Source organism: Citrobacter sp. Cpo012, from assembly GCF_030333015.1.
Classification (GTDB): Bacteria; Pseudomonadota; Gammaproteobacteria; order Enterobacterales; family Enterobacteriaceae; genus Citrobacter; species Citrobacter portucalensis.
The window spans coordinates 103717-130050 of sequence record NZ_JAOWGR010000011.1; the positions used below are offsets into that span (position 1 = coordinate 103717).

The 26334-nt window shown below is 44.0% G+C and carries 23 protein-coding genes; 13 read left to right on the plus strand and 10 right to left on the minus strand.

Annotated features, from left to right (window positions below):
• Nucleotides 1–136: 136 nt before the first annotated feature.
• Entirely contained in the window at nt 137–754 is a 618-nt protein-coding gene (locus OGX90_RS00580; protein ID WP_047744985.1) for a hypothetical protein, read from the minus strand.
• A 193-nt stretch (nt 755–947) separates the two neighbouring features.
• Between OGX90_RS00580 and umuD the strand changes: the two genes are divergently transcribed.
• Together umuD and umuC are read left to right on the plus strand one after the other, a co-directional pair.
• Nucleotides 948–1382 (plus strand): translesion error-prone DNA polymerase V autoproteolytic subunit, encoded by a 435-nt coding sequence (gene umuD, locus OGX90_RS00585; RefSeq protein WP_047744984.1) that lies wholly within the window; start codon nt 948–950, stop codon nt 1380–1382.
• Nucleotides 1372–2625 (plus strand): translesion error-prone DNA polymerase V subunit UmuC, encoded by a 1254-nt coding sequence (gene umuC, locus OGX90_RS00590; protein ID WP_233099145.1) that lies wholly within the window; start codon nt 1372–1374, stop codon nt 2623–2625. The genes umuD and umuC overlap by 11 nt, the downstream gene beginning before the upstream one ends.
• Nucleotides 2626–2670: 45 nt before the next feature.
• Here the strand turns inward: umuC and OGX90_RS00595 are convergent, their stop codons facing one another.
• Nucleotides 2671–3480 (minus strand): DsbA family protein, encoded by an 810-nt coding sequence (locus OGX90_RS00595; protein WP_084833451.1) that lies wholly within the window; start codon nt 3478–3480, stop codon nt 2671–2673.
• A gap of 262 nt (nt 3481–3742) precedes the next feature.
• On the opposite strand from OGX90_RS00595, the gene OGX90_RS00600 reads away from it, so the two are divergent.
• Complete coding sequence (locus OGX90_RS00600; RefSeq protein WP_233099146.1) at nt 3743–4198, plus strand: hypothetical protein; 456 nt, start codon at nt 3743–3745, stop codon at nt 4196–4198.
• Between the two features lie 59 nt (nt 4199–4257).
• Here OGX90_RS00600 and OGX90_RS00605 read toward each other — a convergent pair whose 3' ends face one another.
• From OGX90_RS00605 to OGX90_RS00615, 3 genes are all read right to left on the minus strand, one after another.
• Complete coding sequence (locus OGX90_RS00605; RefSeq protein ID WP_001439466.1) at nt 4258–4518, minus strand: hypothetical protein; 261 nt, start codon at nt 4516–4518, stop codon at nt 4258–4260.
• 195 nt (nt 4519–4713) lie between these two features.
• Nucleotides 4714–5106 (minus strand): hypothetical protein, encoded by a 393-nt coding sequence (locus OGX90_RS00610; RefSeq protein ID WP_000843244.1) that lies wholly within the window; start codon nt 5104–5106, stop codon nt 4714–4716.
• A gap of 24 nt (nt 5107–5130) precedes the next feature.
• Complete coding sequence (locus OGX90_RS00615) at nt 5131–5880, minus strand: thioredoxin fold domain-containing protein (protein WP_047744981.1); 750 nt, start codon at nt 5878–5880, stop codon at nt 5131–5133.
• Between the two features lie 147 nt (nt 5881–6027).
• Between OGX90_RS00615 and OGX90_RS00620 the strand changes: the two genes are divergently transcribed.
• The 4 genes from OGX90_RS00620 (at nt 6028) to OGX90_RS00635 (ending at nt 8908) form a co-directional block, all read left to right on the plus strand.
• Nucleotides 6028–6567, plus strand: a complete 540-nt coding sequence (locus tag OGX90_RS00620) for a lytic transglycosylase domain-containing protein (RefSeq protein WP_047744980.1) — start codon at nt 6028–6030, stop codon at nt 6565–6567.
• Nucleotides 6568–6649: 82 nt separating this feature from the next.
• Nucleotides 6650–7207 (plus strand): HAD domain-containing protein, encoded by a 558-nt coding sequence (locus tag OGX90_RS00625; protein ID WP_072059872.1) that lies wholly within the window; start codon nt 6650–6652, stop codon nt 7205–7207.
• Nucleotides 7208–7330: 123 nt separating this feature from the next.
• A complete protein-coding gene (locus tag OGX90_RS00630) occupies nt 7331–8392 on the plus strand; it encodes an HNH endonuclease signature motif containing protein (protein ID WP_000902297.1) in 1062 nt (353 codons plus the stop codon).
• 9 nt (nt 8393–8401) lie between these two features.
• Nucleotides 8402–8908, plus strand: coding sequence for a YrhA family protein (locus OGX90_RS00635; RefSeq protein WP_047744979.1), 507 nt, complete (start codon nt 8402–8404; stop codon nt 8906–8908).
• 122 nt (nt 8909–9030) lie between these two features.
• On the opposite strand, the gene OGX90_RS00640 is transcribed toward OGX90_RS00635, so the two are convergent.
• From OGX90_RS00640 to OGX90_RS00660, 5 genes are all read right to left on the minus strand, one after another.
• On the minus strand, nt 9031–12981 hold the full coding sequence (locus tag OGX90_RS00640; RefSeq protein ID WP_047744978.1) for a conjugal transfer protein TraG N-terminal domain-containing protein: 3951 nt from the start codon (nt 12979–12981) through the stop codon (nt 9031–9033).
• 8 nt (nt 12982–12989) lie between these two features.
• Complete coding sequence (trhH, locus tag OGX90_RS00645; protein ID WP_001257292.1) at nt 12990–14405, minus strand: IncHI-type conjugal transfer protein TrhH; 1416 nt, start codon at nt 14403–14405, stop codon at nt 12990–12992.
• A complete protein-coding gene (locus tag OGX90_RS00650) occupies nt 14395–15441 on the minus strand; it encodes a thioredoxin family protein (protein WP_000196726.1) in 1047 nt (348 codons plus the stop codon). The genes trhH and OGX90_RS00650 overlap by 11 nt, the downstream gene beginning before the upstream one ends.
• A 592-nt stretch (nt 15442–16033) precedes the next feature.
• Entirely contained in the window at nt 16034–16546 is a 513-nt protein-coding gene (locus OGX90_RS00655; RefSeq protein WP_001140952.1) for a hypothetical protein, read from the minus strand.
• A gap of 1 nt (nt 16547) precedes the next feature.
• Nucleotides 16548–17348 (minus strand): hypothetical protein, encoded by an 801-nt coding sequence (locus tag OGX90_RS00660; protein ID WP_000004208.1) that lies wholly within the window; start codon nt 17346–17348, stop codon nt 16548–16550.
• Between the two features lie 759 nt (nt 17349–18107).
• On the opposite strand from OGX90_RS00660, the gene mobI reads away from it, so the two are divergent.
• From mobI to OGX90_RS00690, 6 genes are read left to right on the plus strand one after another with little or no spacing between them, the layout of a single operon-like run.
• Nucleotides 18108–18593: a conjugative transfer protein MobI(A/C) gene (mobI, locus tag OGX90_RS00665; protein ID WP_000071885.1), complete on the plus strand. Its 486-nt coding sequence runs from the start codon at nt 18108–18110 to the stop codon at nt 18591–18593.
• Nucleotides 18590–19327, plus strand: a complete 738-nt coding sequence (locus OGX90_RS00670) for a hypothetical protein (protein WP_000128631.1) — start codon at nt 18590–18592, stop codon at nt 19325–19327. The genes mobI and OGX90_RS00670 overlap by 4 nt, the downstream gene beginning before the upstream one ends.
• 9 nt (nt 19328–19336) lie before the next feature.
• Nucleotides 19337–22483, plus strand: a complete 3147-nt coding sequence (mobH, locus tag OGX90_RS00675; RefSeq protein ID WP_047744977.1) for a MobH family relaxase — start codon at nt 19337–19339, stop codon at nt 22481–22483.
• Nucleotides 22483–24567 carry a conjugative transfer system coupling protein TraD gene (traD, locus tag OGX90_RS00680; RefSeq protein WP_001284073.1) on the plus strand — a complete coding sequence of 695 codons (2085 nt, stop codon included), beginning with the start codon at nt 22483–22485 and terminating at the stop codon, nt 24565–24567. Before mobH ends, traD begins: the two co-directional genes overlap by 1 nt.
• Nucleotides 24567–25676 (plus strand): hypothetical protein, encoded by a 1110-nt coding sequence (locus tag OGX90_RS00685; RefSeq protein WP_000343598.1) that lies wholly within the window; start codon nt 24567–24569, stop codon nt 25674–25676. The genes traD and OGX90_RS00685 overlap by 1 nt, the downstream gene beginning before the upstream one ends.
• Nucleotides 25663–26325 (plus strand): IncC plasmid conjugative DNA transfer DtrJ family protein, encoded by a 663-nt coding sequence (locus OGX90_RS00690; RefSeq protein WP_000718549.1) that lies wholly within the window; start codon nt 25663–25665, stop codon nt 26323–26325. Before OGX90_RS00685 ends, OGX90_RS00690 begins: the two co-directional genes overlap by 14 nt.
• Nucleotides 26326–26334 lie beyond the last annotated feature (9 nt).

Below are 26334 nucleotides of genomic sequence, written 5' to 3' on the forward strand. Positions count from 1 at the left end.
TTATCAATGATGGTTGCTCAGACACATCATTTATACCATGCCTGTCACCGAATACGAGATCCCCATATTTTGGCTTTAAATATTATCCAAATAGGATTTCATACACCTGGCTTTTGAAAGCAAGGTTCAAGGAGCTTCAGGGGGAAATCAGATTGTTGTCGACCCAGTACTGGTGCAAACCTACCACCCAGTTCCTGGAAATGGACGAAAGTTCATGCGCCAGTTCACGGCAGCATTCAGGAGTAAAAATACGTATGGGGCCTGAAGTACCGATATCAACAGACATGATGAACTCCAGAATGTTGCCATGGCATAGGTTGTTTCTCAGCCTGACAATTTCTGCTTCAGGTTTTCTCCCGGCTGCTACCTTAGCCAACATATCCTGCTCGGCTGGAAATGACAGTAATTCTACCGGCACCCCTTCCTGCTTGGCCTTTTTCAGTAAGGCATTACTCATTACGGAGATACCCTCCAAGTCCACCAGCTCAGGAGCTGGCTGCTGATCGTTAACTGTTGGTTTCAGCATCAGCGACTTCAACGTAACCATGAGTGATGTTTCAATCCCGTTCAGGAAGCTCGTACAGGCCGGTATCCATAGTTCGTGATGCAACGCCTCGGTTGCTTGTTTAAAGAACCAGTCAATCACGGGGACAGTGCGATGATCATAATAGTGATTTATCTCGCTGAATCTTGCCATAAAAGCATTGTACTCAGCCTGGTCTTCTGGCGAGAAAAGGTTTGGTGGTAGGGGCATCAGAATCCTTTCATCCTAGCTTGTATACCTTCTTCGTAGGCCAGCTCGCCATTATCGGTAAAAGATGGTTTTTGGTGTTTATGATAAAGCTTAATTTTTCGTCAGGCTTGATAGCTTTACCGGAGAGATTTGATCTTTTCTCTTCAACTCGCAATACTGTTTATACATACAGTATAAGAATTCGAGTGTAGCTATGTCTGTTATCCTTGAGCACATTAGCAACAAGCCTTACGAAATGGCACCTTTTTTCAGTGATTTAATAAGCTGTGGAGTGATGAGTCCGTGCGCCGGGCATGAAGATAATGAATTAAATTTGCATGAATATGTAGTCCGCAACCGCCCCTCAACCTTCTTTGTCAGGGCGGCGGGCCTCAGTATGATCAATGCCGGTATCAATGATGGAGCAATACTGGTTGTGGATCGGTCTTTAACAGCACGACACGGCTCTATCGTCGTTGCGCTGGTCGATGGAGAGTTTACGGTAAAGATCTTACACACGTATCCTGAGCTGCTTTTGATGCCTTCTAATCCAGCCTGTAAGCCGATACGTGTAAATCCTGAATCCCTTGAGATATGGGGCGTCGTCACCTTTGCACTGAATCAGTTCAGCCATGTACATGCACGTTGATATTAACGGAGCCTATGCGGCATTTGAGTGTGCGATGGATCCCAAGCTGTCAAAAAAGCCGCTCATCATAGCCAGCAATAACGATTCGTCCGTCATTGCAATGAATAAACTGGCTAAAAGCGTTGGTATTAAGCGTGGGACCCCAATTTTTAAGTGCAGGGATTTGATTCAGCAACACCGGATCGAAGTCCGGAGCTCTAACTTTACTTTGTATGAAGACTACTCAAATCGCTTCCATGAAACGCTGGAAAGCTTCGCGCCTCAATCGAGTCGATATAGCATAGATGAAAATTTCATGTTATTGAAAAACATGAACAAGATAATAGATTATGAAGATTACGGCCGGTTGATCAGAAGTACACTTCTTCATAATCTGTCCCTTACCTGTGGTGTGGGTTGTTCAAGCACCAAAACCCTCGCTAAATTATGCACCTATGCGAGCAAACGATGGGCAGCTACAGGCGGGGTTGTAGTTTTGACTGATCAGGCCAGGATCAGGAAGCTCCTGAGCCTGATCAGTACCAGAGAAATATGGGGTATTGGTCGAAAGATTAGTGAACGCCTGTCTGCTTTCGGGATCATCACTGCCGGTGATTTTTATAATAGCGACGTTCGCTTTTTACGTAAAAGCTTTGGCGTTGAAATCGAGCGTACCTGGCGGGAACTGCATGGCGAACCATGTTTCCGGCTGCACGAGTCTCCTCCTGTCAGGCAACAGATTATCGTTTCCAGAAGTTTTGGTCAGCGCCTTAATGAGATAGGCAAGCTACATGAGGCAGTTTCATTTTTTACCGCCCGGGCGGCAGAGCAGCTGCGCAAGGATGGCTCGTGGACCCGTCAAATCACAGTCTTCATTCAGAGCAGCAATTATGCGCAAGGTGAAAACCGCTACAGCAATTGTGGTATCGAGCCGCTTACCGCTACACAGGACACCCGCGATCTGGTTGATGCAGCCATGACCATCCTGAACCGCATTTACAAACCCGGGATAGCGTATGCGAAAGCAGGGGTAATGCTCTCCGCTATGACTGACGGCACAGAGCAACTCAGCCTGTTTGATGCGCGCCCGGCCAGGCCTGGCAGTCAGGCACTGATGAAAGTTATGGACCGGTTCAATAAAGAAAAGCGCGGATCTTTGTTTTTACTGGGGGAAGGCATTCAACAGGATTTTCGTATGAAGCAGGCCATGCTATCACCGAGATATACGACCCGCTGGGATGAATTACTCGTTGTAAAAGCGTAGCGGCCATGTCCGGCATGGCCGTACTCATCAAAAGTGAAAGTAACTTTAGGCCCCGCGAGCTTTTTCGATTGCGCCCTGCAAAGTTGCTGCGTCCATAGCCCCGGGGATAAATGTGGTAGTCGCCGCATTCGGCTTTTTCATATTCATAATGATGAAACCGGGTGTGCCGGTGATCCCGAGCGCTTCGCCCAGCTGCATGTTGCCGGAGATCACGTTTTCATACCGGTTTTTTTCCCTGTCAGAAAACGTGCTGTTAAACCCTGACTTTTCCACCACAGTATTAAAGTCAGTGAGTTCGAATTTGCGTTGAGAGGTCATGAAGGTATGAGCCACAGCCATCAGGTTGTTGTGGTACTTACGATAGGCTTCAGCACCGAAATTCTGATAGACGTGCAGACCCGTAGCGGCCCCCATGGCAGATACAGGTTTTGAACCGGCAAAAATCGGGAATTCTTTAAAGAAGAATTTTACATCTTTGCTCTGATTCATCACCGATTCAACAACAGGTGTAACCCGCATGCAGTAAATACACTGATAGTCGAAGAACTCGATTACCGCGACGTCGGCGTCATCAGGGCCGATGTTTGGCGTCTCCTTGGTATCCAGCAGAGCTGGCGCATATGGAATTATTCGTTCCACTGAGGCACTCACGTTCTGATTTTCCAGCGCCTTACCTGCTTCCACTAAATAATGGGGATTTTTTACCAGGTAAGTAGCGGCAATTCTGCCAATTTCTTCCTCACTGAGCACCTTCGGTTTAAAATAAGTTGCCGTGATTAACGCCGAGGCAGCGGTAGCAATTACCGCAGAAATTAAAATCGTGGCCATCGGTTTTAAATAAAATTCTTTAGACATAGCTACCTTTATGCTTTTCAGCCTGTTAGTTATTAACCTGCGATGGATTATACTGGCCCGGGAAATCGGAATTATTCGTGAAACAATGCTTTTTGGAGATTAAAGGATGATTAGGCAGGGCTTTATACTCACAACCGCAATGCTTTTGAGTGGATGCGGATATCATTTCGCAAACCAGGTAGATGCGTACGATCTAATGCCTCGTCCTGTTACAAATAAAAGGTTTCAGATAGTCCCTCCGGACGAAAGTATTCAGTTCAGAATGTTTTCAGGCCGTTTTGCTGATGGCTTAGCAAAAAAAGGAGTCATTATTTCCACTCACCAGCCAGATTATGTGCTCAGGTTCCGAATGAGCAGCTCACAGGAGAACATGCAGTATAGCGAGCAGCTCCTTACTGGGGTGACAGGCTACGTTGTAGATAAAAAGACAACGAGAACTGACAAGCATGGCCAATCGCATACTGACTATGACTACAAGCCAGTCGATGGGGTAATAGGCACTGAGACGATGTCGCAGATGCACTATATGCGACAGCTGGATGTCGAGGTATACCCGTCAGCGAAAGGAGCAAAGCAGGTTCTGAAAGTGAGTATGCAAAGCAATGCACCTGTGCCGTCAGACAGCATTGCTTATTCAGCAATGATCGACACCTTTACTGATAAATTTGATGCGCCGCTGCGTTCCGGAAATTATGTTGCAGTGATCCCCTGGAACTGAAAGCAGACGGCGGGAAGAGAATGTTCAAAAGTGACTTTTGGACACGCACATAAACGTGGCTATCGCCCTCCCCCATTAAAATCATAAAGTCGGTAAAGATCGCCCATCGTGATGGAATTGGGCTTATTAATGAATAGATACTGTAACTGTTCTTTATGTTGAGTACTGGCAGCTGCATTCATAAGCACTTCCAGGTAGAACTTGTAGCCTATGCTTCGCTCTGAATACATATACTGGAACTGCATCAGTAAAATGCCTGACATAACATACAACAGCAGCAGACTGAGTAACACCGTGCTATCAGGCTGTTCCAGTGCCATACTGACATACCCTGAACCCAGAATGCACAGAAGCCACCCCGTCATTAGAGCAGGCACCCTACGACTCAGACGTTCATAACAACGTTTTATTACGGGATCCCGGAGATACTTTTTGTCAGGTATCCCCGTTGCTCTGATGACGAAGTTACTGAGTATCGACATCTTTTTTCCTTCTGGACGCTCTCAGTCAATAAATCAGGCCAGGCGCTCATTGAAAGCTACCACGAGCTGCGAATCGGGATTTTTTACCAGTTCGGGCCGGATAACTTTTAGTTGCCTCGTTGGGGCGAGCTCATCTGTAGGCCTGATGGTGGTATTACCCGGCCCCTTGCGGGTACTGTCGGTGTTTACCTTGAGCTTTTTATTTCCCAGGTAGCTTTCCATCTTTTTAGAGATGGTGTCACCTGTGGTCGCAACACCAGAGAGTTCCTTTAGTTGTTCACCTTGATCCATTTGTACCGATGACATCAGAAATACGATTCCTGGATCGTTTTCCGTTCCGCAGGCTCCGTACTGACATTGTGCAGCGAAAACGGGCTGTACACCTACAGCAACCAGCATTAACGTACTCAGTAAAGTAGATTTCATACACACCTCTTACAGTCGGAAAAGTTACTTTTGCGCAGCGCCCATTTGGGTCACCAGGTTTTCCGGGCTCAGCCACCCCGTAAATAACTGCGGTTTGCCGCTTAGTGTCACCATGGTAGGAGTACCTTGCAGCGGGATTGTTGAGGCCACCTGGAAATGCGATTTGATAATGTTTAAGCAAGCCTCATCAGGACGTCCTTCCGGGATAGTTGAAACCGGATTCATCGCTGCATCCAGAGCTTCGTTTGGCTTTGCTGAACACCAGATTTTGGCCATGTTCCCGGCTACTACCGAGTTCAGTCCTGCACGTGGGAATGCAAGAAACTTAATCGAAATACCGGCATCAAGATAAGACTTCAGGTCATGATGCAGTTTTTGGCAGTATCCACAGGTTATATCGGTAAAGATAGCAAGCCGGTATTTTTCGTTTGGTGATTTGTAGTCGATGGATTTTGTTTTGGATGCGAATTCACGGACGCCCATTAAAATGGCCTGCTCAGTGGTGTTTACCACATCTTTACCTTTCACGTGGAATAAGCTTCCGGTAAAAATGTAATCTCCGTCTTTGCTCACGTAACTTACCCCCTCCCTGGAAATCACCGTAAAAATATCTTTTACTGGCGAGGGTTCGACGTGCTCGATTGAAAGCCCAATGGCTTTGAGCTTATCCCGGGCTGCATCTGGCAGTATCATTGTATTAACCGGCTCGGCATTCATCGTGAAGGCGGTACTTAATGAAAGAAGTAATACCGATGCCTTAATAATTTTTTTCATTTCTGCTCCTTAAATCGAGCACTAATATTATCACGCCCCAAAATTCCAGAATTTTGCTTAAACGCTTAAATCAACGGGTAAAGCCGAAAGAAAGTCGATAGATATATGGGAGAATAGATAAAACGTAGATTCAGTGGAGAAATCGTTGTGTTTACACCACCAGCAGATGATTTGAAACCTATTCCCGTTCCTGATGAGATTTACACTCAGTGCATTACGGATGCCGCCCGCTACTTCGGAATTGATGCTGAACTGGTTTTTACGTTGTTTGACAATGAAGGCGGTAAGGTTGGTACTTTCAGCAGGAATACTAACGGCACTTATGATATTGGCCCAATGCAGATCAACTCATCCAATCTACCTGAAATAAAAAAGCATTTCCCGACGGTAACGTGGCGGGTTCTGGCTTACGATGCTTGCGCAAGTTTCTGGGTTGGAACATGGTGGCTCTATAGAAAAATTGTTGATCGCAAGGGCAATGTGTTTGAAGGGATTGCAGATTACAACAGCAAAACCCCAAAGGTACGTGCAAAGTACATATTTAACTTCATGGTAAAGTACAATCGCCGGATCCAGCAGCGTAACGGGATGGGTGAGCTTTATCAATGGACCCAGCAACCTCCTCGTTACAATGGCCATATAGCTAAAAATGTCCCGGAGCAAAACCCGACTCCTGTTGTTAAATAAATTCAACCCGATATTACAGAAGATCATCGAGTGGCTTGGGTAAACCACCACCAATATTTCGCACTGACTCAGGAGTAATATATTGTCTTTTTCTGCAAGAAATTTATTTAAGTTTCTCTCTTCTTTCTTGATCCAGAAAAACCCTCATCATGAAGAAGTATGTGTTCATGAAGAAACAACAGCTGGTTTATGGGCCCCTCTCCCTGATTCGCATGTCGTGCTTTTCTTAGATTTCGATGGGGTTTGCCACAGGTGTAAAAATGAAACCTTTGAGCGAATGCCACTGTTAGAGAAATTGCTGGATAACTGCCCTGCCATGGTGATTGTTATCTCCAGCTCATGGCGTGAGTGCGCTAATACAAGTTATCTGAAATCTCTGTTCCGGGTGCCTTATAGAGACAAAATCATAGGTGCAACCGGTTCGGTATATTTAAAACATGGACAGACTGGTGTGCGGGCTGCCGAGTGTGAGGACTTTGTCTTTTCACATCGAGTTAAAGCATTTATCTGCCTTGATGACGACGAATCATTATTTCCGGCCGGTTATCCGCATTTGCACAAAACCGATTATTACACGGGCCTCACCGAATCTGACCTTGCAGCTCTTAACGCAAGGTACCATCAGCTCATGGGACGCTGATGAACAAAGTAACTTTCCTTTTACCCTGTCACTGCTGATCTCGTACGCCCATCCACTTTAGGATTGATTGTTTTATACCATACGCAATAATGTCTCATATGAATTCGACAAGAAAGGGACATTATGCTGCATCACTGTCAGGCTAAGTCACTGGATGACATATACCTTGAGGATATTCCCCACATCATACATCCGGCCACGGCGGTACATGACCTCGAAGATACCGCCCTGCCAAACCGGATTATTCAGGAATGGAATTTACCGCAGGGATATACACAGTTTGTCAGCCGGTATCACCAGTTCCACCATCAACGCCCCTGGCTCGCTTACCGCGATACGCTTGACGACATCAGATACGGTAAGATCGTTCTGCTTAGAAAAGACATAACCGGCAATGCCGGGCCGGGGGTTATATCAAATGGCAACCTACGCAATGACCTGCCCCTGTCCCTCTTTACCCGTCTGCGCGATATCATCTCTCGTCAGTTGAAACGCCCGGGGTATTACGTTCGATCAACGACACCAGCACAGCACGCCCAATCAACAAAAACCATTAATTCCAAAGCGGCTGGTCGTCTTCTCGCAGCTGGCGGGCTTTATAATGGAAATGTGGAGGGATTTCGACATACGGCTGAACAACTTGGCGGCGAAGCTGTTGAAGGCTATGACCAGGTATTGAACGAAACAACTTCAGGTATGCTGGTTGCAGCGGCTTCACTTCTGGTTATCCGAAATCCAAGGTCTGCGGATGAATTGACAAGTTATCTCGGCAAGTACAAAAAAGCACACGTTTTGCTCGATGATATGAATGTTAGCGAATTGAACTACATGCGCCGAGACAGAGCTGAATATTTAGCTCTCCGTGGACAATTCAACAATACTGTACGCCCTAACTTCCTTAAATCACTTTCAGACCACCCAGATGCCCTGGCTACGTTTGAACCTAACGATTTGATGAAACTTGCAACAGGCAAGGTCCCCTCTGGGTGGCAGGTTCACCACAAGATCCCTCTTGATGATGGTGGCACAAACGCTATAGACAACCTGGTACTTATTCAGAATTCACCATACCATTCAGCACTGTCGAAAGCACAATCCATCATTACGAAGGATCTACCGTATAATTCAAGCACCAAAGTTCTATGGCCATCGCCGAACGGTGTTATCTACCCGGTAGGAAAGTAAGAGGCGCTCATGAAAAATTTAACTCAACTACTCAGCAGCCTAAAGAGGTTGATGGTTGCAGATGACTACCCTTTAGCCAGCCCGGTAGCCCCGGAAGTCTTGAAAGACTTAATCTGCAATCCGCCTCCAGTGGAGTGGGCAGATCACAAAAAGAGCGCCTATATAGATATACAGAAACTCATTAAAACCAGGCTTGATTATGCCCAAGTGTTTAATGCTATGGATGGTTTTGAGTACAACGGACTTACGTTTTATAACCTTGTTCAGGCAGAGAACGAAAATCTATTGTGGTCAAATATTTACATACGCAACTTTGAAGCACGAGACAATGAAATCTACGTTGACCCAAATCTCACTGATAAGGTGTTAATCGGAGAAGATGGCATGTCACTTTTCGCTTATAGTTTTGCAGACGACTGCTTTCAGATAAGAGACAAAGCATCTACTGATTATGTTATTGAATCTCATACAGAGTTTGATAGATTTTTGTCTTCACTGATTCAAACCGTCAGTTGAATGTTCCGCAAGAGCGGTACTTCTGAAAAAAAGGCCGCAAACACATACTTTGCGGCCTTAATTGTATAGCAGTAATTTACAATCTATTGATAGTCATTTCAGGAGGTTATATTCAACCTCCCTTATTTTTTATTTTCATTAAGCCACTGATCCGCTTTATCGACACGTGACTGGTAAGGCTCATTTGTGTTGCTCAGCTCTGACTTCATGTACTGAATGAATTCATCTGCTTTCTGAGGCCCAAAGCGTGGGTCATCCGTCAATTGCTGCCGGATAGCCCTTTCAGAGTTCTGCGCTGCATTCGCATAAGTCGAAACGCCGTCGCTGCTAATACTCTGATACCGGTCACTTACAGCTGCGACGCCATCAGACATCTGCATGTGATTAAGGACTTTACCCTGGAGAGAATCAGGCATATTTGCAGGGTTAGAGGCATCATTTGCTATCGATGTCTGGGTTTGAAGGATGCCCGCTCCCGTAAGCATCTCATTTACCGGTTTCGCCCCAACGCTGGTTAGCGTATCCGAAACAAATTGCTGGCCCCCGAGTAGCGCACCAGAAATCGCGCCCCGCTCAGTGTTGGCCTCTATCTTTTCCCCAACCAAGCGATCTGTGACGGTCTGAGTGCGGTTACCAACCAGACCACCGCCCGACCCACCCTCTCCCAGGTTTGCCCGTACGACTGACTCAAGTGAACCATCAGCTCTGTTATGAGTGTTGAAACTGCTATGGATGCTCTGAACGTCATTCATACTCCAGTTAACGTTATAGTTACCCAGTTCATTAAGGATCTTCTGGGTATCCGCTTTGAGCTGCTCTCTTTCGGCACCGGTAGCCATGGTGCTGGCACCATAGGTAAAGACAGCTTGCTGTGCCAATTCAGCTCGCTTATCGTCCCGGCTTAAGTTCGGGTTGTTGGCAACACGACTAAAGTAGTTATCAGTGTTATTAGATAAGCCACGAACCTGACCGCTCTGATACATACTGTTTAAAGCAGTGGCTCGTTGATCCATTCCATCACCAACAACTCGACCTCCAACCTTTTCCAGATCGTTAAATGTGCCTTCTGCATTTCTGACATCCTGACCCGAATTGACGACTTTCTCTACACCCTGATTATTCAGTACAGGTCCATTCGTTTCGAGAGAATTAAGCACATTCCTTTCTTCATCAGAATAAGTGCGGCCCACGTTGTTGTTATGTATTCCCTGAATATCGCCTTTGCCCGCGTTATCAAGGTTATACGGAGTAAAGCCAGCTTCACTTTTTCCAGGGACACGCTGTGTCGCGTCCTGAGCGTTGGAGGAAAGACCGAGTTTAGCCTGCGAATCTACACTTCCACCCAGTTCCCCTACGCGTGACGCACTCATCACGCCAGACGTATTTACGCTGTCAGGAGTTCTATCCTGTGCCTGAGTGATAGTATTAATTCCTGACCCGTCGCCTGAAATTCTGTCGAGCTGATTGGTGATAGGTAGCAGCTGCTGTGCATTACCACCGAAGTCGGAAACCAGACTTTTAAGCAGGCTGGAGGTTTCACGGAGATCCTGTTTATTACTTTCGGCCGTCTCTCCCCGGGCGGTATCAATCGCAATTTTTTGCTCACTGAAATCTCGTGTTGCAGCCACAAGCGCGTCAGTACGTTGAAGCTGCGATCCAAGCTGATTACTGGCCTTGAAGGTATCGTTATAGGAGTTGAATTTCTCCATAAACGCATTCTCATCCAGCCCATTCTTACGAGCAAAATTCCTTACATCATCATCACTGAAGTTTTTGTTGCGAATAGAATCGGAGAACCTGTCCAGGTTAATGCTTTGTTTAGAATCAAGGCTCATTCCACTATTGGAGCTTGCGTTAGTCGAAACCGATGTAGAAATATTTTGCGCCATCGTCTGTGTCGCCTGGTTCATTTTCGACGATGCTTCTTTAAACGCATTAGTATTGGATATCTGATCGCTGCTTACCTGAGACGCCGCTTTACTGAACTGGTCAGTTAACGCAGAATCCTGGCTAAGCTGATTCGTGATTGCTTTTGAAAGGTCATTTGAAAGCGAGTCACTGCCTGTATTGGTCTTAGATGCACCGCTACTCAATTGCCCTGCTACAGCCGCTTTCAGCCCGGCTCCATTGCCAGTTCCAACACCTCCATTAAGCCCAGCGTTGAGAATAACATTTGAAGCAATGCTGGCCATCTGAGACGCACTCACCCCATGTTTTGTTGCAATACCTTCTGCTACAGAGGCACCAATCTTATCCGAGATCTGCTTCATTGTTTGCAGGTTGGTTGAGAACTGCTGGCTCGACTGTCCTGACCTTCCAATTTCGCTCATCTGACTGTAACCAGCCTGGAATGAATTACTTGCCGCACTCATAACTGATGAGGTTACAGCTGATCCTTGCCCCTGGCTGTTAGCGATACTTGAACCAGCATTCCACATTCCAAGACGGAAATTACTTGAATCAACTGCGCCGCCATCGCTGTATCCCTGACCGGTACTGGTTAAGGCGGTTCGTGTCACGTCACCAAATGAAGATTTACCGCTGTTAGGGCCATCCCATACTTTGGGCGTTACATGACCAGTATCCACCGGCGCATCGGGGGTCACTCCCTTAACCGCATTCATCATCGGGTGAATCGACTGTGTCATCAGGAATAATGTGAGTACCGGAATCAGAGCATAGAGGGCGGAAGCAACAGACAGGTATGAACTGTATGTTTCCGCAAGCCCTGGGAGTCCCATCCACGTGACGGCATTATTCTGGCTGTTGAGGGTGCTCCAGGTATCCAGGTCGGCCGTCGCGACTTTCTTCACATACGCGTTGACCATTACTGCCGTAAGCGGCCACATATTCACGAAGAGGATAAGTTGCAAATATTTCGCCGCAGCGGCAACACCATTACCACCTAACGCCAGCAGCATAAGCAAAGCAAATGGAGCAACCATATAAGCAAACATTTCAAGGAATGCGATTGCTGCTCCCGACAGTTGTAACCACAACTGGCCCTGTGAAGCCATTGTGTTGGTTCGCTTCAGAGAAGCCTCAAACAACTGCATATCGGAAGCCAGACCGAGTGGGGTCTTATATTTGCTTGCGCCATTTCTGAGCTCATTCATTATGAACAGGTTCAGGGTGGCGTCATACGAACCAATAGCCTTACCGTACATACCATTTGCTGACGCCATAACATCAGTAAAGCTTGCGCCGGTAGGTGCACCATTTGCTTCGTCTGGAGTAAGGATGCCGTTTGTCTGTCCTATAAGGGAAATAGTCTGGCGAGCTTCAGCTGTACTGGTAACCTGTTTCACAGTTGACCAGACCTCATCACATGTACCAGATTTTGAACCGTTAGCGCCAACAATACTGGCAGAGGCATTCTTCAGTGCGCCTTTCATCGCCTGATTAATCCGGTCCATGCTATCTGCCAGATTAGCTGAGAAAATATCGTTAAAAATAGTTTCTTTACCGGCAATATTTGCGCTTGAGTTTTGGGTAGCCTTCAGGCAGTTGTATGCAAGAGACTGAACGGTAGCACATACGTTCATTGGCCCTAGCCCGCTGGCCGGTTCAGGAAATGCAGAACAGTAGCCCTGGCTATCGCCGCCCCATTGCAAAAACTTCACGAATCGGATCATCGGACCGAGGGTGATGTCATCGTCCAGAGTTGTTGCAGACAGGTCCACCGGAGAAAGCGGATCAAACGCAGTTTTATAATCCTTCAGCAAACCCTGGCTTAAGTTAGTGGTGACGGTGGCCATCGCAGCAATAAAAATTGGAATTCCGTCGACGTTTCTGACCTCTCCCGACTTTACAGATTCAATAGTTACATCCACTCGAACCATTGCCATCATGAAAAGGATCAACCCCAAAAACCAGGAGAAAAACGGTAATTCATTTTTGGTCGGAGCCTGAAGCCATAGCCACGTTTTATAGAATAGGCTCACACCTGCTACAACGGCGGCCGTGGTCAGGAACTCTTTTACACCAGTATATTGAGAAAAGATTAGGGCAATACCGGTAAAAGCCGACCAGACAAAATCAATATCACCCAGGGTATATATGTTGTAATCCATGTCAGACCTCAGTTACGTGTGCCACGAATACTTTCAGTGAAAGCCTTCCGTTGCAGGCGACGGTTATCCCAGGTTGAAATGACGTCCGAGCTGGTACCGACCTGGCTGTGCGATAGCTCATAGGCGGCTTTAACCTGTTTTGAGAGATTGTCTGTTAAACGGTTGAGATCATCCCTTTTACCCGACAGCGACTCACTCGGTATGCTCATGGTTGAAATTTTGGCCTCAACCTGGCGCAACATGTTGATTACGAGGCTCGTCGCAGCAATAGTGCTGATGTCCTGAATGTATGCGTACCCTTCCGGTGCTTCGAATGTTTGCAAAGAGTCGATAATGGTCGGGATGCCGATATAGGAGATAATGCGTAATTCATCATCTGAAACACGAACGTCGTTGATGATTTTTTTCTGTACGTTTAAAAGAAGATCAGAAATGGTATCCTTTAATCCCTTAAAACCACCGTCATTAACTTCTGACATGACAAGGCACTGAGCCTTTCGTGGGGATGATGGATCTGGTGCCGGAGAACACTTGAGCATTTTAATTGATCCGCCAGCTGGTGGCCCCATTATGTAATCCGTGACAGTCATGGTAGACGGGCGGACTTCCATTCCCGCTTTTTCGCCTTTGCTATCCCAGTTGATAATGACAGTACCCACGAGAGACATAAGTTGTTCTGCCAGTTTATAACCGGATAACTCCGTTACCCCTCCGATGTTCATCGTTCCCTTATCAATATCCATGAACGACATATAGAAGAGGTTACCACTGAATTTTTCAGCGAACTCTTCAGGATCCTTTGCTTTAACCTGAGAAGTGACAGCTTCAGGTGACTTTGTCATCGATGAGCCGAAATCAGGAATGAGACCATTAATCGATCCCAGAATTGAGGCTGGTCCAGAGCTAACTGAGTTAGCGAACTGGCTTGGCGTACCCACGTTTTCAGAAAGGAAAGAGTAAGTTGCATTGCATGAATCTTTCGCAAATTTATTTAGCGCTTGCAGTTTGTTTTGGATGTCATTAATCGTTGCAGCACAGTCAGCACAAATAGCTGAAACAGCAACGTTAAAAGCATAGATAGCCGCACCCTGGGCAATACCACGGGCCACCTGCACAAGCTGGTCCCCGTTGATCATGCTGAAGGACCCAAGAAAAACGTCAATACCGTTACAACCGACAGAAGCTTTTGGAAACGACATGGAAACAAGGTTGGTATTAACGTTTGTTGTTCGGTAAGACATTGACCCGCCAACTATGCCTGTACGGGTTGCTGTGGAAAAGGTGGCCGGGCTGGTAGACGTCATCATGCCATTGAAAATGTTACGCATTGCGTTGTCTGCATTTGCAGTCGGGGCTAAAATTGCAGCACAAACAGAAAGAGACAAAAGTAACTTTTTGAAGTTGAAAACGGCATTACTGCGCATAAGTGCCTCCAAAACTGCCGCCAGCATTAAGATAATTGACCGGATCGGCCGTAGGCATGTCATAGCCTTCGAGTTTTTGGTCCATTATTTTTTGAAGTAGGAATGGGTCTGATTCCATTTCGGATTTATTAACGGTAATAACGCCATCATCACCGATGGTATATTGCCTTTTAATATCTAGAGTTGACTGGAACGAAGCGTCATCGATCAGATTCATGCCCTTCGCAGCAAGTATAATAGTGTTCTTTAATTCATCAGCGGAGATCATGCCTTCACTAATGCGCTGAGCTGATGTCCCATCCTTTGAAACCAGGAAAATTGTAGGTACCTCTCGAATTTTAAATTGATCAATAATTTGTGCATTGGGGATGTTAAAATCCTGAAAAAGGCCATTATGCAATGGCCTTCCATCCATACTGATTGGAAGAATATCTACCGAATAATAGTTCTGCATAAATTGAAGTATTTGGCTTTCTTCGTGGCAAAACTGGCAAGTACTCTGGAAAAAGAAAAATAAACCTGACTTAGTAAAGATATCTTTCATTACCGTTTGCTGATTTTTTTCAACAACAGTGCGGTGAGCATCCAGTGCCACCTTTTCCACTGGTTGCCTGCGTTTTTCAGACATCATCGGGTTTTTAAGAAAATAATCTTTTGATTTGTCAGAAAAACGCGTACTGATATCCAGCATTAACCTTTGCGCCGTGTAATAACGTGATAGATTTTCTGCGGTAGGGTTATCCATTGCCTGCGTTAACAGTCGAGGCATATTCTCTTTTAGCCATTTTGAATTTAAATCTACCTTTTCCTCTTTTGAAGGCGAGCTAGCAGCACCGGTTGGTGGCAAAACCTCTTCTTCTTCAGCTTCGCTTTTTTTAGCAGGATCGTCATACCAGAAGAAACCCTTCTTATAAGCCTGGCCTGATACAAAGGGCGTATCTTTTATTAGGGGTTGCTCAGGGCTGGCGTGGGCACCAGTAATTACCAAAGACATAAGCAAAACCATCTTTGAAGGCGCTAATGCAATACGAGTCATAGACCGTTCTCCTTTTCTGATGCGGTTATGATGGCATACAAAAAAAAGGTTAGAGCTCGTATAGCATGGTCGTTTTTATGTTGAAAAGGACGGAAAAGGAGTGCTGACTAAGAAGATAGTCTCGGTGATGGAAAGATCATCCATCTTGCACATTGTCAAAAATCCGGTGTAACAAAAACATGGTTTTATCGAATATCTAAAAGCAAATATTGCTTTGAAAACAGGTGTATTTAGAGCTGAAAAAAATCATCACCAGTAATGCTTTTTCTATATTTCAAAGAAGGAATAGCTAAGGATCAAAGAAGCGAACTTAGGCAAGAATATAAAATATATTAATTGAAAGCGATTAAGAAGTCGTCATGCAGAGAAGGTTTTAGAGAACCTAAGTAGTTTTACGTTTTCAACAGAAAAAAAGGTGCACATTTTTGAAACGAAGAAAAACTGAATAAAGAAAAATCAAATTATATCTTTACTTGTCAAGAGTTGATATTTAAGTTGTAACTAATATTTGATTGTAAAGCAAACAACAGAATTTGACTTAAGTCAATATTTAGATTCAGACAAGGCAAGTTTCGCGATATCTTTTTTAAATTTAATCTAATTCTTCTTGAGAATACCTCTCTATGGCTGAAGCAGTTGAAGATAATCTGCAACGTGGACAATGAGCATCATTTGTCACTGGCACAATGTATGGGCGTTTACATTTTTCGCAGGCACCTAGTTCTTCAATTTCTTTCATAGAAGTAAGGATTTCTATTATTTTATTAACTTCCGGTGCGCATACAAAGTATCCCAGATTATGAAGGACACTCATTATTCGGTTGAAGTCAATTTGCCGAAAACTCGCTTCCGGATTTATTGGATCAAAACCAAAATAGTTAACTGCGACATCAATAACAGCAGAAAAGGCTCGGCGGTTATCTGTGCGTTTGCTCCAGCCCCGGATACCTTTTTTGAGTTTTGTTTTTGCACCAGGCTCAAAATCGATATTTTCAGCAACATGATTACCGTACAAAATTCGTATTGTATTTTTATTTGCCCCAAGCGACATAGTTCTTGCTGCTCGCAATAGAGCATTAGCTTTTGTTTGATCGACCTTTGCCATATCAATAATCCTTTAACATAACTTTATTTGTTAAAGTGTTGAACACATCCTGACGGTGACTGGTGAACATAGTGTCATAACGTAATAGTTCCATCAAATCATCACTAACTTTTCCTAACCGGATGTCAGCAGACAATTCATAAGCCCAGGCAAAAACTTTCGTTTTAAGTGAAACACTCTCTTCAATATGCCCTTGTGAGAAAGCAATTGTACGTGGGAAAAGAACGACATCGTTAATTGTTTTTAACGATGAATAACCAATGTCTTTAATAGCATCAGCTGTAGTTGGTTTTAAACCAAAGAAAATACTTACAAACTCTGGTGCGAGCATTGAGATAAAGAACACCTGCATAAAGTAGTCATTCTGTATATCAACACATTTAGAACGCAACTCATGAATCTTCTTGGGATTATAGATATCCACTGTACCATTCAGAAAAGTCACTTTTTCACCGGCATCGTAAATACCATAGTCAATATCATTTGTATCATATTCACGAATTACATTGGAATCACCGTCCAAGACCGCAGAAAAAAACCTCTCCCATGTAATTTCCTTTCCGAGTGTACGCGGAACCAAAAAACTACCTGGACGTGTTTCCACTTCAAAAGCTAAATCAGCGGCTGTACTAAATCCTTTCCCAAATAGGCGACGCTGGAGAAGAGGAGTCCCAGTTTGATATGCAGAAGATCCATGCACAGGCAATAACATTAAAAATGCACGGTAACTACGAATAAGCGAAATCTCAGTGCGGAAAAGTTTACCGAGTAAGCTACGAGTTAAATTATCAGATTCTGACATGTGCTGATTGTCCTTGCGCCATTACAATTGTTCAAATCTTCAACATGGATTTTTTGTTAGGTGTTCGGTAGGGTGAAAAGTAACTTTTAGTATTTTCTTAAGGCTTGAATATGCCTTAAATCTATCCCTTCAACCACACCGCTTACTTGTAACACTTTTTAACCAAACTAACCAGAATTTTATCAAAAATTCCTGCGCATGCTAACGAAATGTGAAGCGATTAAAAAAAAACCTAAATCCAGCCCCTCCCAACGTTGGATTAGAATAACGACGTCTTTCACTGACCGTCATAAACTGACATTTTTACTTTTCATCAACCTCATGCTTACATAGGATCACTAAACAAAGAAAAGTGACCCTATGAATGCCTCACATAGGGTCACTTATGTTTGAAAAGTGACCCTATGTAATGTCGTCATAGGGTCACTTTTTATAAAAGTGTCACTATGGACAAAGTTCCATAGGGTCATTTTTTTTGGAAAAGTGGCACTAGATATATGTATAACTTTAATAGAGCAATGCACATTATCAAAAGCAATAATCCACAATGGTCATTCCCTCAAAAGTAACTTTAGGGGGTAGCGATGGAAGTGAGGCTAAACTCGCTGTTACTGTTTCTGAAGGCCCCTTCCGAATGGGGGAAACAGCGAGTGCATTACATCTGTTCAATTCCCTCATCAAAGAGCATTCAAAAATCTTCTGTTCGTGAAAAAAAACGGAAATTTCCTCCGGTATAGTAATTTCACATCAGGAGGCGTCATGAGTAATTCGAATCTTATAAGTTCTATAGAGCTAACACGTAAAAATTTACGTGCTCAGATTGAAGGTTTGCGTGTTGAGGCTGAAGATCTCATTACAAAATACTGGATCAAGTGGAAGGAACGAAACCACCAAGAGATTAACCTTACCCGACATAGCAAAGTTCCAAAGAGGGAGTATCTGGGTTCTTACGCACCAAAAGTTGAGCTAATTGGTAATGCCAGAAAAGTAACGATCACTTGGCATCAGTTCAGCCCTTATAAAACAAGAGCGCCTAGCCACATGTCAAAACGGGTGCAACCAATGAAAAGTGGAAAATATTCTAAGAACTGTTTTGTAAACCATGCCAGCTGGGAATACGAAATGATTTCTGAAACGGAAGCATTGCTGGAGCCTTACAGAGAAATGCTTGAGCTCTATCATTCAGCATATATCGAACTTGGACGAAAAATCCGTCAATACTCAAAAACTAAGGTGGCACAATGACCGACGCAATTATCACGGACAATGAGCGTATTAACATTGAACCAAAAGATGTAATGGTAAAAGGTTCAAATAAAAAGCAAGGCGTAAACGCTCAAACTTCTACTCAACGTAGACCAGAGCACCAGGGTATGGCCAAAGTTATTATTAACCCTGGCACCCCAGACTTTAACCGGTTTTTAACTGCCAGAAATGGAGCAGTCATCAGAGGTTTTGATGATGTGAGTATCGCTATTTCCTCTCTCTTTAAAACGGTTGATGCAGTTAAACATCCTGACCTTGTTCAGGCTATTCAGGATTGGTTCAACGAGCTGCATGAAGAAAACAATAAGATGAAAGAAAATCTTGTTGCTTATATTAAGTCAATTGAGTTCGACAAGAATGACTCATTCATGTCATCAACTCAGTTTGTACCTTTCAGTTTTGAACCAGTACAACTCAACTTCAATAACCACAACACCATGAGGTTTTACAAGTACATCTTCGAGATGAACCAGCTCATGAACACAATGTATGAGTACAACTCATTGGGTTTACTGGCTGTAAGCGACTATCCGGTTATGTCTCACAACATTATAAAGAGTATTAATTTATATGTTGAGAATGTGAAAAAGACTCTGAATGTTTCTCGCCGTAAGGATGGGCCATACAGTCCAGCAGAGTTCATCACCAAAGTAATGCAATATAAAAGTGTGCAGGCATACATTGCAGCCGAACTGTCAGGCAAACGTCGATAAGGTATGATGATGAATTTCAGGGCGCTGTATTTATGTATTAAACGGATTTTGGGGATATTCTCATCTCAGGAGAATGATGCAACCTCTGTAATGATTGAGGATATATCAAGCCTCTCTCCTTTTGCGCAGATTCTAGGAGATCAGAAGTACACTGTTCCTGATCATCCAAATCCAGAAGTCCTGAAATTCATCGAGTATCCAACTCGTCCGACGGGCATACAGACATTTAATGAACAGTCAATCCTGTCTCTGTATCGGGAAAAGCTGCACTCAATTTCAATGATGTTAGCTATCAGCGATAGCGACATCAGGGACGATGCATATACATTTACTAATTTAGTATTAAAGCCCTTGGTTGAATATGTTCGCTGGATACATCTTTTGCCAGCTTCCGAAAATCATCATCATAATGGTATTGGTGGGTTACTTTCTCACAGCCTGGAAGTGGCCATACTCTCTTTAAAAAATGCGCATCACTCAGAACTGAGACCAATCGGATATCAAGATGAAGAAGTAGTCCGTAGAAAAGTATATCTCTATGCTGCGTTTATCTGTGGTTTAGTCCATGATGCCGGAAAGGTTTACGATCTCGATATTGTAAGCCTGAATTTAGCTAGTCCGATCATTTGGACGCCAAGCTCACAAAGTCTTCTTGACTGGGCACGTGAAAATGACGTGGTTGAATACGAAATCCACTGGCGAAAGCGTATTCATAATCAACATAATATCTGGTCCAGCGTTTTCCTTGAGCGAATCCTAAACCCGGTATGTCTTGCATTTTTGGATCGGGTAAATAAAGAACGTGTTTATTCAAAAATGATCACCGCCCTAAACGTTTATACTGATGGGAATGACTTTTTGTCTAAATGCGTGAGGACCGCTGATTTCTATTCTACTGGTACAGACCTTAATGTTTTACGTGACCCTATCATGGGTCTGCGTTCTAATGATGCAGCAGCAAGGGCCATTAGTACCATCAAGCACAACTTTACCAGTATCAATATCAACAATTACAATACTAAGCCTATGCACATCATTATCGTAAATGGTGAGGTATACCTTAACGAGAACGCATTCCTTGATTTTGTTCTCAATGATTTCGAATTACATAAATATAACTTCCCTCAGGGAGAGGCTGGTAAGACGGTATTGGTAGAATCCCTAGTTCAACGTGGTTACGTCGAGCCCTATGATGATGAGCGTGTCGTTCACTACTTCATTCCGGGTATCTATTCGGAAAACGAAATATCAAACATCTTTAGAAATGGGATAGGGAAACTAGAATTCTATAACCTTCTTAAGCTAAGGTGGATTGGTTTAATCTTTGATTCCTATAAAATCCCTGACTCAGTGCCGGGTCTTTTTAGCGTTAATGCCAATAAAGACTTTATTTACATTGACGAGCAAAAAACAGTTACTGAATACAGAAGACCAGTGCCCGGTCGGGACGCTATAACTAAAATTACTGATACTGTTGAGACGGCTGTTCTTAAGGTTAATGATTTAGGCCGCTCCTCTGCCTCTATTGATGTTGATATACATTCTAAGAAAAATGAAGGCTCATCCGACGATTTTGAGAAGAAAGCCGAAAGTGATAATGAAATTGATAATGACACGCAGATAGTTAAATCTGAGGGTGAGGAAGCAGCTGATCCTGTCATTCCTGATATAGAAGAAAGTGAAGATGAATCGGCAAAGGACACGGAATCCCATGTCCTGGTCAACCAACTTCATGAACTCCTTTTAAGCGCTCCACTTTCCAATGACTATATAGTGTGTGTTGATGCTGTCCCCTACCTCAACATAGATGCCACTATGGCATTGCTGCCGGGATTAGATGAAAAAGCATTCAGTGAAGAGCCCTATTTCCAACTGACATTCAGAGAAGGCTCTCTCGATGGAATGTGGATAGTAAGGGACATTGACGATCTGCGTTTAGTCCAGCTCGGCGATAACTGCGCCGGGTTCCAGCTCACCTATCATGAGCCAAGAAGGCCAACAACTTTAAAGTCACTTTTCAATACTTCTATGTATCAGGCATTAGTGATTAATGATGAGTCTTCTGTTGAAAACTCTGCCCCACGTCCAAAGCAAACGCTTGAGCTGCCTCCCCCACGTGTAAATGCAGTCGAAGAACATTCTGGCGACGTGGAATATCATGGAACCGATAGTGCATCCGCGACTGGTCCGCTGAAAACTGAGGCTGTGGAATATGAACATTATCAACATCTTTTTGAGGAAGAAGATGAAGAGCATGAGATCATTGATTATACCGATTTCACACAGCTTAGTGTTTCTCGGCCAGAAGTCGGTAGTTGTGCAACAAGCTCTTCGGTCCATAATGAAAAGCTTGTCCCCGAGCCGTCAGAATTACCAGAACTTAACCGAGAACAGAACGCTGATCCCCAGGGTACGATTGAACGCTCTATGGATGTTTCTGTAGGACAAGAAAACTCAGAACCAGATACTGAGGGTAACTGCCCACCACCAGCTGAAGTTGTGTATTCCCAGACCGAAGCAGCCGCAACCAGTGTGATGGCAAGTGAAGAGCCCGCCTTACCTCCTTTACTTGAAGAATCAAATGGAGAGCATGCGCCCACAGACGCTAAGGGGCATCATCTTTCGCCAGCACTGGCCAGACTGTTCGCCCCAACAGCACCGGTAGAAAAACAAAATCCCAAGCGCAACCGGAATAAATCATCGGACAAAGCAGAAGTACAAAAACCAGCATCACCTGTTTCTGGTTACAATCTGAACAGTAAAGTCTTTGCATCTACTGAATCAGACCAAAATGGTGAATTCTCGCTTATAAGCGAAGGTGACGTTACAGAGCTTGAATTTGTAGAAATTGCGTTAGTACTGCATCAAATTCTGTCCAAAATGGAGGTGGCGTTTAAAAGAAAGCGCAAAAACAGATTTATGGTAAGTACTCCTAATACTCTCTATCTGACCCAATCTTGCGTGGAAAAATTTGGGTCGCAGTTAGAGGCTCAAGATCTTTTCAATAAGCTTCCTCAGTACCTCGTTAATTCTGGTGCTGTGATCAATACAAAATGCCATGCATTTAACATGCCTACTTTGCTGGCCGCATCAGACCGGGCGAAAGTGGACATTGAACGAATTATCAATAACCTGAAAGAGGCTGGGAACCTATAATGTCAGATTCGAAGAGGACTAACCTCCATGCACAAGAGAATTTTTATCGGCCTATTCTTGAGTATCGTAGTGCCTCAATACTTTTGATTTGTTCGGTTTCTATGCTTTATATGGGACTTTCTTCAGACGGACTGGACATCGCCCCAATAGTTCTGTTCACCTCAATATTGCTTTTTTTGCTGTGCCTTTATCGTTGCAAAACAGCAGCGCCATTTTTGATGGCTCATTGGCGTGTATTCAAGCGACATTTCATGTTCGTTAGTCTTGATTCACTGCGTGTAATTAACAAAAGTAACTTTTTCTCCAATGAGCGAAAGTATCGTCAACTGGTTCAGGATTATCAAAATAAAAATAAGGATATACCCGAGCGAAAGTCCTATTTTTGTGATGGGTTTGAGTGGGGCCCGGAACATGCGGATCGGGCATATCAAATAGCTAACCTCTCCAGTGATAAACGTGAGATCGAGTTGCCATTCGTCTTCAACCCAATTAAGAGACATTTTGACGCAATGGCTCGTAAGATGGGCGGCAGCAATGCAATTTTTGCTGTGGAACGTAGGGAACCCATATTTGTAACTGAAGACAATTGGTTTGGTCATACTCTGATAACCGGAAACGTGGGTACCGGGAAAACGGTGCTACAGCGTTTACTAAGCATTAGCATGCTTCATCTTGGTCATGTTGTTGTTGTCATAGATCCAAAGAACGATGCAGAGTGGCGAGAATCTCTAATGGAAGAGGCTAAGACCCTCGGTCTTCCTTTCTATAAATTTCATCCTGGCCAGCCAGCATCTTCGGTCTGTATTGATGTCTGCAACACCTATACTAATGTTTCTGACCTAACATCTCGTCTTTTGAGCTTGGTGACAGTTCCCGGTGAGGTTAACCCATTCGTTCAGTATGCCAAGGCTCTCGTTTCCAATGTGATTTCCGGGCTTTCTTACATAGAGAAAAAGCCTTCTATTTATCTGATTCACAAGAACATGAAAAGCCACATGTCTATTGTGAATCTTACAGTCAAGGTAATGGAGTCATGTTACGCGAGATATTATGGTTACGATGTCTGGACCGAAAAAGTTAAGTACGTCGCTAACGATACCTTGCCGGTACGTTTCAAGCGTCTCGCTGAATGGTTTACGGCTCATTTCATGAATTACGAGGGGTCCGAACAAATAGACTGGTTAGATACTGTTTCCCAGCTTATTGATTACTCAATGTCCGACCCAGAGCATATGGCTAAAATGACCGCAGGTATTATGCCTGTTTTCGATATGCTCATTGAAAAACCTTTAAATGAGCTTTTATCTCCTAACCCGAACTCAGTATCATCAAGAGAAATTGTAACAAGCGAAGGGATGTTCAGCACTGGCGGGGTGCTATACATTTCGCTTGATGGCCTTTCAAACCCCGATACAGCAGCTGCTATTTCTCAATTAATAATGTCAGATCTGACCTCCTGTGCCGGTAGTCGCTACAACGCTCAGGATGGTGATATGTCAGCTAATTCCAGGATAAGTATTTTTGTTGATGAGGCACACTCAGCCATTAACAACCCTATGATTAACCTTCTGGCGCAGGGTCGTGCAGCGAAAATTGCACTGTTTATTTGCACCCAAACCATCTCCGACTTTATTGCTGCGGCAAGTGTTGAAACTGCCAATCGAATTACGGGGCTCTGCAACAATTATATAAGCTTGCGAGTCAACGATACTCCTACTCAGACGCTTGTTGTAGAGAACTTTGGTAAGAGTGCGATAAGCACAAATATGGTCACTTATACGACCGGTTCAGAAACATCTTTGCCGCATAATAACTTCTCAGGTTCAATCTCAGAAAGAAAGCAGACAACTTTAGAAGAGAGTATTCCAAAGGATCTTTTGGGTCAGGTCCCTATGTTTCACATAGTTGCCAGGCTTCAAGATGGCAGGAAGGTTGTAGGCCAAATCCCTATTGCTGTTGCTGAGAAACAAATGAAGCCAAACACAACTCTGTCGGAAATGCTTTTCAAGAAGGCCGGAAAAGTTACTTTGCGTCAAAATCTCGATATCAAAAATCTTAATAAATTTCTAAGGAAGTTGCATTGATGGATGAAAAAATTGTCCTGACGCGCCAGCAAATTTTAAGCTCTGCACTAAAAGTCAGCAAATGTCGCTCGCTCGTAAAAAGGCGCTTTCAGTCTTTGGGTTTAAAGTACGCAGATTCTCAGGAAGTTCGAGATCGGCTAACTAAGATAGAAAAAAACGCGTTTCATCATTTGGGAAAATTTTGTCAGAGCAACGATATCGATTCCCTATTCTCCATGGCAAATACCCTGTCTGAGCTTTTCCTTTTAAAGGGAGAGTTGATCACGACTGATCCCTTTGGGGACCGTGAAACCAGCTACTGGTCGGTACCACAAGGATCATGCCATGAATGGATTCAATCGCTGACCACCAGCGAAGGTCCTGAACGTAAATTCGTTAGTTTCCGTATTTCTTTCGATAACAATGACGAACGGTGTGATCTTGTAAAAAAGAATGCCCGTATGCTTGGTTGTTATCTTTTGCCTTATTTCGTCGATTTAACACGCACGGTGGGCGCATTCATTAATTTGCCAGGTAGTGTCTCTTTTAAACAAGTACAGCGCATCAAACCCCAGATTCATCCAGAAACAACACATAGTCATATAGTTACTATTGAGGACTCTCCCTTTCTTTCTCGGTTAAAATTTAAAATCATTACTGCCATAGATCAGCTTCCTGACCCTAATGGCCTTTATACAAACACCTTTAACAGCATTATTGACCGTGCACTGCTGACTCATCTCAAAACCGAACAGGAAAAAATAGATAGTCCAAGAGTCTGCAAAAATGTGATTTCGGCTTTTGCCGACTCAACTCTTTCTCTGCCGGTGTTTAACATCGGCCTAAACGAGCAGTACAGATACTGGACGCCGTGGGGCATCAACTTTATAGAATTTTCCCGCCAGGCCGCAAAAGCAAGGACCGCTGTATTTGTTCCTGATGTGGGACAGATCGAGTGGAAAAGCGCAGAGCATAAAGAACTGGCGGAGTTAAGCCTCATCGACCAAATCATACCTAAACAGTACCACTGGCTCCTGGGTATCCCGACGATGTGGCGTAACAACTATTGCAATCACGATCAGAGGCTAGCTCTTTTTCGTGAATGGAGGGAAAGCAATGGCTGCGGATAATACAAGCAGAGCAGCAGTGCTCAGAACAATGCTTTTTTTTGGCATGGTCATTTATTTTGGTTACAGCTTGGCTTTCCAGAATACTGAGGAGCTCAAATATCAGATTACTCAGGAGGTTAATGCAAGCCGGTCCATCATATCAAATGACCGTTGGAAGTCTGTTATTGCAAATAGTGAAGCGACTTTAAATTGGTTGGTACATGACTATAAGTTAATTGACTATCTGAATACTATTCTGATCCCTGACACCAAAAAACCAGCTAGAGGTATTAACATTGTTGCTGAAAAATTTACCTCTATTAATTACACTATGGCCAAAAACATACCCCTCTTACTTTATCAGTCCATTTTCCGGTGGAACTTAATCCTGGGGTGGCTAATCGTTTTTCTGCCCTATCTATTTGCCATGCTAGCAGATGGAATGTACCAGTGGAAATTGAAGAGGTACGTATTTGGTAAGGTTACAGTTCAGTTTTATCGTATTTGGTTTCGAGCATTTTGGGTGATCAGTGCTTTAACGATGGTCTACCTGGTCATGCCGAATATGTCACTATTTAACAATATCGCTCAACTTTTCCCACCAGTCGCTTTATTGATACTGGGAATTGCATTGAATCGCTTGTGGTCTAACTTTCAAAAACTCATGTAAAGGTGGTCA

What these genes read in the sequence shown, in the direction of transcription:
- OGX90_RS00580 (WP_047744985.1), bottom strand. Translation starts at nt 754, where the DNA reads ATGCCCCTACCACCAAACCTTTTCTCGCCAGAAGACCAGGCTGAGTAC.
- umuD (WP_047744984.1), top strand. Translation starts at nt 948, where the DNA reads ATGTCTGTTATCCTTGAGCACATTAGCAACAAGCCTTACGAAATGGCA.
- umuC (WP_233099145.1), top strand. Translation starts at nt 1,372, where the DNA reads ATGCACGTTGATATTAACGGAGCCTATGCGGCATTTGAGTGTGCGATG.
- OGX90_RS00595 (WP_084833451.1), bottom strand. Translation starts at nt 3,480, where the DNA reads ATGTCTAAAGAATTTTATTTAAAACCGATGGCCACGATTTTAATTTCT.
- OGX90_RS00600 (WP_233099146.1), top strand. Translation starts at nt 3,743, where the DNA reads ATGTTTTCAGGCCGTTTTGCTGATGGCTTAGCAAAAAAAGGAGTCATT.
- OGX90_RS00605 (WP_001439466.1), bottom strand. Translation starts at nt 4,518, where the DNA reads ATGGCACTGGAACAGCCTGATAGCACGGTGTTACTCAGTCTGCTGCTG.
- OGX90_RS00610 (WP_000843244.1), bottom strand. Translation starts at nt 5,106, where the DNA reads ATGAAATCTACTTTACTGAGTACGTTAATGCTGGTTGCTGTAGGTGTA.
- OGX90_RS00615 (WP_047744981.1), bottom strand. Translation starts at nt 5,880, where the DNA reads ATGAAAAAAATTATTAAGGCATCGGTATTACTTCTTTCATTAAGTACC.
- OGX90_RS00630 (WP_000902297.1), top strand. Translation starts at nt 7,331, where the DNA reads ATGCTGCATCACTGTCAGGCTAAGTCACTGGATGACATATACCTTGAG.
- OGX90_RS00635 (WP_047744979.1), top strand. Translation starts at nt 8,402, where the DNA reads ATGAAAAATTTAACTCAACTACTCAGCAGCCTAAAGAGGTTGATGGTT.
- OGX90_RS00640 (WP_047744978.1), bottom strand. Translation starts at nt 12,981, where the DNA reads ATGGATTACAACATATATACCCTGGGTGATATTGATTTTGTCTGGTCG.
- trhH (WP_001257292.1), bottom strand. Translation starts at nt 14,405, where the DNA reads ATGCGCAGTAATGCCGTTTTCAACTTCAAAAAGTTACTTTTGTCTCTT.
- OGX90_RS00650 (WP_000196726.1), bottom strand. Translation starts at nt 15,441, where the DNA reads ATGACTCGTATTGCATTAGCGCCTTCAAAGATGGTTTTGCTTATGTCT.
- OGX90_RS00655 (WP_001140952.1), bottom strand. Translation starts at nt 16,546, where the DNA reads ATGGCAAAGGTCGATCAAACAAAAGCTAATGCTCTATTGCGAGCAGCA.
- OGX90_RS00660 (WP_000004208.1), bottom strand. Translation starts at nt 17,348, where the DNA reads ATGTCAGAATCTGATAATTTAACTCGTAGCTTACTCGGTAAACTTTTC.
- mobI (WP_000071885.1), top strand. Translation starts at nt 18,108, where the DNA reads ATGAGTAATTCGAATCTTATAAGTTCTATAGAGCTAACACGTAAAAAT.
- OGX90_RS00670 (WP_000128631.1), top strand. Translation starts at nt 18,590, where the DNA reads ATGACCGACGCAATTATCACGGACAATGAGCGTATTAACATTGAACCA.
- mobH (WP_047744977.1), top strand. Translation starts at nt 19,337, where the DNA reads ATGAATTTCAGGGCGCTGTATTTATGTATTAAACGGATTTTGGGGATA.
- traD (WP_001284073.1), top strand. Translation starts at nt 22,483, where the DNA reads ATGTCAGATTCGAAGAGGACTAACCTCCATGCACAAGAGAATTTTTAT.
- OGX90_RS00685 (WP_000343598.1), top strand. Translation starts at nt 24,567, where the DNA reads ATGGATGAAAAAATTGTCCTGACGCGCCAGCAAATTTTAAGCTCTGCA.
- OGX90_RS00690 (WP_000718549.1), top strand. Translation starts at nt 25,663, where the DNA reads ATGGCTGCGGATAATACAAGCAGAGCAGCAGTGCTCAGAACAATGCTT.